General features: G+C 66.6%; 7 protein-coding genes. 5 read left to right on the top strand and 2 right to left on the bottom strand.

What is annotated here, in order from left to right:
• The 4 genes from VIM61_05370 to VIM61_05385 all read left to right on the top strand — a co-directional run.
• Positions 1-967 (top strand): hypothetical protein (locus tag VIM61_05370; protein ID HEY8899821.1); only part of this gene is annotated, 967 nt, incomplete at its 5' end.
• A gap of 22 nt (positions 968-989) precedes the next feature.
• Positions 990-1,247 (top strand): phosphopantetheine-binding protein, encoded by a 258-nt coding sequence (locus tag VIM61_05375; protein HEY8899822.1) that lies wholly within the window; start codon positions 990-992, stop codon positions 1,245-1,247.
• A 15-nt stretch (positions 1,248-1,262) separates the two neighbouring features.
• On the top strand, positions 1,263-2,549 hold the full coding sequence (locus VIM61_05380) for an NAD(P)/FAD-dependent oxidoreductase (GenBank protein HEY8899823.1): 1,287 nt from the start codon (positions 1,263-1,265) through the stop codon (positions 2,547-2,549).
• Positions 2,546-3,487: a hypothetical protein gene (locus VIM61_05385; protein HEY8899824.1), complete on the top strand. Its 942-nt coding sequence runs from the start codon at positions 2,546-2,548 to the stop codon at positions 3,485-3,487. The genes VIM61_05380 and VIM61_05385 overlap by 4 nt, the downstream gene beginning before the upstream one ends.
• On the opposite strand, the gene VIM61_05390 is transcribed toward VIM61_05385, so the two are convergent.
• A complete protein-coding gene (locus VIM61_05390; protein ID HEY8899825.1) occupies positions 3,468-5,150 on the bottom strand; it encodes a hypothetical protein in 1,683 nt (560 codons plus the stop codon). The two genes, VIM61_05385 and VIM61_05390, sit on opposite strands and share 20 nt — an antisense overlap.
• A 57-nt stretch (positions 5,151-5,207) precedes the next feature.
• Positions 5,208-6,362 carry an acyltransferase gene (locus VIM61_05395; protein HEY8899826.1) on the bottom strand — a complete coding sequence of 385 codons (1,155 nt, stop codon included), beginning with the start codon at positions 6,360-6,362 and terminating at the stop codon, positions 5,208-5,210.
• Here VIM61_05395 and VIM61_05400 point away from each other — a divergent pair.
• Positions 6,362-6,569, top strand: a 208-nt coding sequence (locus tag VIM61_05400; GenBank protein ID HEY8899827.1) for a hypothetical protein, incomplete at its 3' end; no start/stop codon positions are given. The two genes, VIM61_05395 and VIM61_05400, sit on opposite strands and share 1 nt — an antisense overlap.

Consider the following 6,569-nt stretch of genomic DNA (forward strand, 5'->3'; position numbering starts at 1 on the left):
GGCAGGCGCGGGCTGGTCCGGACTCACCCCCGCCGCTCCTCTGGCCCTCTCGCCGCTCTCCTCGCTCCGCCGACCGGATGTTCCGCTTCCCGCCCTGCGCGTCGAGGAATCCGCATTGCAGGCCTGGAGCCGTGAGCCCCGCCTTCGCCGCGCGAGCCGGATCACGCTCATGATGGCCGAAGCCGCCCGGCAGGCTCTCGGCGATCGCCGGCCGAAGCGCCTCGGCATCGTCGGCGCGTTTTTCACCGGCCCCTGCCATTTCTCCCGTCGCTTCTTCGAGCCCGTGATCGCGCGCGGCCCCTCGTTCGCGAGTCCCGCGCTCTTTCCCGAGACCGTTTACAATTCCTCGCTCAGCCATCTCGCAAATCTCTTCGGCGTCGATGGCGCCTGCTACGCGATGGTCGGCGACGATTCTGCCTGGGTCTCCGCGCTCGAAATCGCCTCCATCTGGCTGGACCTCGATCAGGTCGATGCCGTGCTCGTCGTCGGTGGCGAGGAGCTCGACGTCTCCGCGCTGGAGGCCTACGACTCCGCCGGCTGGCTGAAGGACGGCTTCATTCCCTCCGAAGGCGCCGCCGCTTTGCTGGTCGCCCGTCCCAGCGAGGAACCCGCCATCACCATCGACCGCCTCACCCCGCCCTTCTCCTACCGCTCGGCCGCCTCGGCGCGGAACGCCATCGCCCAATGCCGCGCCGCGATGGCCGACGCCCCGGTAGCTGCCACCGCCGGCGGCACGTGGATGCAGTCGCTCGTCGATTCCGCGGGGGCGCTCCCGTCCTCCAGCCTCGGCCACGCCTTCACCGCCTCCGCCGGCTGGCACACGCTGCAAGGGCTCCTCACGCTCCGCGATCAACCCGCCGGCACCGCCCTCTGGGTGCCAGTCTGGGGCCTGCATCATCAGGTCGCCACCCTGCGTCTGCGATCTTCGGGCTGCCCGCAGCTTGCAGTATTTGCCGAGGCCCGGTAAGGAACCTGCCCTTCAGTTTCACATGGAAGTAAATCTCACCGATCTCAAGCAGCTCCTCATCGAAAACTGCATGCTGCGGATGTCGCCCGACGAAATCTCGGAGACGGCGCCGCTGTTCGAGCCTACCGGTCTGGGTCTTGATTCCATCGATGCCCTGCAGCTCGCCGTCGCAGTCGAAAAATCCTACGGCGTGTCGATCAAGGATGCCACTGTTGCCCGTGAGGCCCTGCATAGTCTGGGGGCTCTCCGCGACTGGATCGGCCGACAGGCGCCCCAGTAGATCCACCTCGTCGCGATGGAAACCTTTGATGTCGTCATCGCCGGAGGGGGCCCCGGGGGCAGCGCCGCCGGCACGTTCCTCGCCCGCGCCGGCCTCCGGGTTCTCATTCTCGAGAAGGACCGGTTTCCGCGCTTTCGAATCGGCGAGTCGCTCCTGCCCTACGGGAACGACCTCCTGCGCGAGATGGGCGTGTGGGACAAAGTCGCTGCCTCCGGCCAGTTCATGCCGAAGCCTGGCGCCGAATTCTGCACCGCCGACGGCGGACGCCAATTGCAATTCTGGTTCGAGAACCGGCTCGGTCCCGCCTACGCGAGCACCTTCCAGGTCGACCGCGCAAAGTTCGACGAATTGCTCCTCGATCACGCCGCCAGCGTTGGTTGCACGGTCCGCCAGGCCTGCCCGGTCGTCGGCATCCAGCCGCATCCCGACCACGTCGTCATCACCTGCGACGAAGCCGGCGTCCGGCGGGAAGTGCGCGCGCGCTGGTTGATCGACGCCACCGGCCGCGACGCCCTCGTGGGCCGCACCCTCGGCATTCCCCGGCTTCCCACCCAGGCCTCGGTCCGCATTGCCACCTACGCGCACTTTCGCGGCGTTGGTCGCCACGAAGGGCCGGCCGCCGGCAGCATCACCATCTCGCGACTGCGCGATGGCTGGTTCTGGTTCATTCCCCTCGACGCGGAAAGAACGTCCGTCGGTCACGTCCAGCGCACCGCCGATTTCAAGGCGACCGGGCGCTCCCCCGGCCAAAGTTTCACCGACGCCGTCGCCGCGAACGCCGGTCTCGCCTCCCGCATGCAGGCGGCCGAGCGCCTTGGCGACTTCCGCACGACCGGCGATTACAGCTTCCGCCACGGCACCTTCGCGCCGCACCCCCGCATTCTGCTCACCGGCGACGCCGCCGGCTTCGTCGACCCCATTTTTTCCTCCGGTGTGATGATTGCCCTGAAGTCCGGCCGCAGCGCTGCCCGTCTCATTGCCTCCCGGCCCGATCGCGCGCTCTCCCCCGCCGCCCGCCGGAATTACACCCGCGAGGCCACCCGCATGATGAACGTCTACGTGCGAATGATCGAGACCTTCTACGACGATGCCGGCTTCGAGCTGCTGATGGACCCCCAGCCCGTGCTCGAAATTCCGAGCGCCGTTGCGGCGGTCGTCGGCGGCAACACCGAGCTGCCCTTCCGTCTCCGCTGGCGCCTCGAGGCCTTCTATTTCCTCGCCCGGCTCCAGCGCTGGCTGCCCGTGGCCCCGCGCATTTCGACCTTTTCCGGCTCCCCCGAACGGAGTGATTCTCGATCATGAGCCGTGCAGAAGGGAACGCCCCCGCCGGACGGTTCCCGTTCTTTCACGCCGGGAGCGGGTATGCCTTCGGGGCCTTCGTCGGTCGTCTCGTGCCGCGAAGCGTCGCGCAGTTCATCGGCAGCTCGATCTCGCTCTTGTATGCACGGCTCCAGCCCGAACGCGTCACCGTCGTCCAGCGCAACCTCGCCCTCATCGAACCCGACGGCGTCTCGCCGGAGCTGGCCCGCTCGGTCTTTCGGGATTTCGGCCGCACGATGGGTGACTACTTCCACCTCGCCGGCCGCTCTGCCGAAGACGCGTTGAAGCTCGTCTCCGAGCACATCGGCTTCGAGCATTTCGAGACGGTGCGCCAGCTCGGTCGCGGGGGCCTGCTCCTCACCCCCCATCTCAGTTTCTTCGAACTCGGCGGGGCCGCGGCCCACGCCAACGGCTTCAACATCGTCGCGCTCACCGCGCCCGAGAGCACTCCCGCGCTCACCGCTTGGCGCGCCGCCTACCGCGCCCGCTGGGGCGTGGAGACCGTGGAAATCGGCAGCGGCGAGGATCAGTTCATCTTCCTCGAGGTCGCCCGGCATCTCGACGCCGGCCGTTTCGTCGCCGCGCTGGTGGATCGTCCGAATTCCTCGAAGACCTCGCCCGTCACGCTGCCCGGCGGCACGGCGGAATTCTCCGGCGCCATCCTTCTGCTCGCCATGGCGCGCCAGTGCCCGGTGCTGCCGGTCACGACCGAGCGGCTCGCCGACGGCACGTATCGCGTCGAGGCGCACGAGCCGTTTTTCGTCGAGCGCGGCGAACGCGGCGACACGGCGGCCATGCTCCAGCGCAATTGCCAGCGCCTCGCGGACGTCTTCGCGCCCGTGATTCGGCGCTGCCCGAGCCAGTGGTTCCACTTCGTCCCACTGACCCGGCCGACGGCCGCTACGGCTGGGGATTCTTGAGCGCCTGGGACATGTAGGTCGCCGAGGCGCCCACCGCCCCGCCGAAGAAGGCCTGACTGAGCGTGATCGGGCCGGAGCTCTCGATCAACCAGCCGTCCGCGAGCTGGCGATTCGCGTAGACGATCGCCGAAAGATGCCGGCTGATCACTTCGGTTTCGGGAAGCTTGTCCACGTCGACGAAGCGGCCGACATCCGCCGACATTGCACCGGCAAAAATCGCGATCGGGCGCACGCGGTTGTAGATGCCCTCGAACAGCGCCTTGCTATCGAGATAGCCAAAGGCCTGTCCGTCGGCCTTGTAGGCGGCCAGCGCGGGCTTGAAGGCCTCGCCGCTCTCGAGCGTGGCCGAGCCGGGCGCCACCGAGAGCGCGCGCTCGAGTTCCGAGGCGCTCAGGGCCGCGAAGACGAACTTGTCGCTGACCGCGACCGCGGGGTCGACGAGCTGAATCTTCCCGGCAGGCAGCCCAAAGATCCGTGCGCCCTGCAGTTCGCTCGTCGTCGTGGGCAGGCCGGATTTGAGGATCAGGCCCTCCAGCAAGCCTTCGACCTGATGGCGGTCCTTCACCTCGGCAACGGCGAGCACCGAGGGGATCATCGAACTCGCGGGCCAGTTCACGATCAGGCCGAGATCGTTGCCGAACATTTTCGGAAGCTGCTTGAGATCGATGTTCGCGCCGGTGAGGAAGGCCTGGGCGGCGGGCGGCAGCGACGCGGCGTATTCGTCGCTCGTCACCGTCGACCAGTCCATCGTCGCGTTGTAGTAGAAGGTCGTCCCGGGTGTCGTGAATGCCATCGGCGAGCGATCCACGGCCGGCACCTTCGGCGCATCGGGATACAGGATGAACGTGGCCTCTTTCTGGTTCGCACCGTCGAAGAGCAGCGTTCCGCCGAGAGCCTTGATCTTCTCGAGCTGCGCGAGCTGCTGGGTATTCATCGCGCCGGCCGATTGCTTCGCGCCGAGAGTGATCAGCGTGTCGACCACGGGCTTCAGCCGCGCGAACCACGCAAAATCCGGCATCGTCGCCAGATGGCCAAGGACCGTCTTGAAATCGTCGCTCGCCGCCAGCGAAGGCGACTTGTCACGCCCCGCCGCCCGGTCGAGCGATTGCTTGAGCGCAGTCTCGCTGTTGGAGAGGAAGCCCCAGGAGCCATGGGTGCCGCTGAAAAAGATCGGCGCCGCTTCCGCGAAGGTTGTGATCTGGTCGCCGCGGTAATCCGCTGTCGTGCGCTTCGCATTCGGCACCATCTTTTCCGCCTCGCGGTAAAGTCGATCCATCGCGCCATCGAGGTCCTTGCGCCCGCCGAAATACTGGAAGCCAAGCACGAGATCGCCGCCGGTCTCTCGCACCGCGGTGACGGCAAAGAACAGCCGGCCCGGCTTCACGCGGAACAGCAGGTCGAGCCCCTCGAGGCCGCCCTTCGAGGCCGCCAGCTCCAGCGGCTTCTTCAAAAAATCAGCCACGGCGGGCTCGGCCCCGATCTGCGCGAGCGAGGTCTTTGGCCAGCGTTCGAGCGAGCGCCGGACATCGGGCACCGCGACGTAAAGGACGCTTCCCGCCGGCACGAGCTGCGCGCCTTCGGTCACCCCCTGGCGGCTGAACCAATAGAATGCTCCGGCAGCCAGGAGCAGCAGAACCAAAAGGAGAAGGACGACCCGTTTCATCGCCGCAGAATGTCGGTTTGCGCCGCCACCCTGTCGAGCAACAATGCGGTCACCCGCCTAGGCGCGGACGCCTCGCAGCGACGCCTCCCGCCGGCGCACCCAGGCCGCCAGCGGTGCCTCGAGGTAATGATAGGAAATCGACGCGATCCCAATGGAAACCGTCAGCAGCACGGCGCAGCGGAGGAATGCGTGGTCGGCCACCGTCAGTCCATGCCGTGCCAGCCAGGGCGACAGCGCAACATTCACGAGCACGTGAAAAATGTAGAGGCCGTAGCTGACACGCCCGAGATGAACGAGCAGCCGGCTCTCGAAGACCGCACCGACCACACCCCGCCAGCCCGCGACCGTGCGAATGAGCAGCCAGGCGAAAAAAAGATTCTCCAGCGTCTCGATCAGCGCCGCCACCGGCCCCGGGAACGGGCCGAACCGAATGAATCGCGCGAGAACGTAGCAGGAGAGCGCGACCAGTCCCACCGCGACGGATCGCCAGCCCGGCGTCGTGAACGGAAGCGGCCTACCGGCTTTCTTCACGCAGGCGATCAGCGACCCGAGCGCGAAACTGTCGATCACGCCGGGCAGCATCACCCATCGGTAGAAATCCGATGCGCCGCTCTCGATGATCGCCGCCCGGAAGGCAAATCCCGCCACGAACAACGTGACCAGCACGCCCGGCAGCCATTTCCGCGGTGTGATCAGGATCAAAAACGGCCACAGGAGATAAAACTGCTCCTGCACGGAGAGCGACCAAAGGTGCGATGCCGCGTCCGGCCATTGGCCGACGTGCAGCGCGTAGAGGTTCGTGCCGAAGACCGCATGCCAGAGCATCGCACGCCGAAACTCCGGCAGGCCCATCACGAACGCGACGCCGAGCATCACGTAGAGCACGGGCAGCAACCTCGCCAGGCGCCGCCCATGAAAGCCGAGCAATCCCATCCAGTAGCCGCCGCCCGCCTCCTTCACATCTGCGTGCAGTCGCCACAGCGACAGCGTGATGAGATAGCCGCTCAGCAGGAAAAAAATGCGGACGCCGATCGGGCCCCAGTCGAACATTCCCGGCAGCCGCACATCGAAGTGGTGCAGCACGACGGAAAGCACCGCAATGCCCCGCAGCCCGTCGAGTTGCGGCTGGTAGCCTCTCTTGCGCACGCCATCCGGGCTGCCCGTGGCCACGGCAGGTGGCGCCTGGGATACGGAGGAGGCAAAGGCGGGCATTGGATGAATGGACGAAGCTGGCGCAGATTTATTCAGCCCGTTTATTACGAGCAACTTTCATTCTCGAAAAAATTCGGACTGGCGGCGCCGGGACGAATCCGCAACGATCCCGCAACGTGCTGCCCGAAGTCGAAAAACTCCTCACGCTTCAAGAACGCGATCAACGCATCCGCGCCTTTCAGCTCGAACTCCACGCCATCCCCGAAG

The organism is Chthoniobacterales bacterium, from assembly GCA_036569045.1.
Classification (GTDB): Bacteria; Verrucomicrobiota; Verrucomicrobiia; order Chthoniobacterales; family JAATET01; genus JAATET01.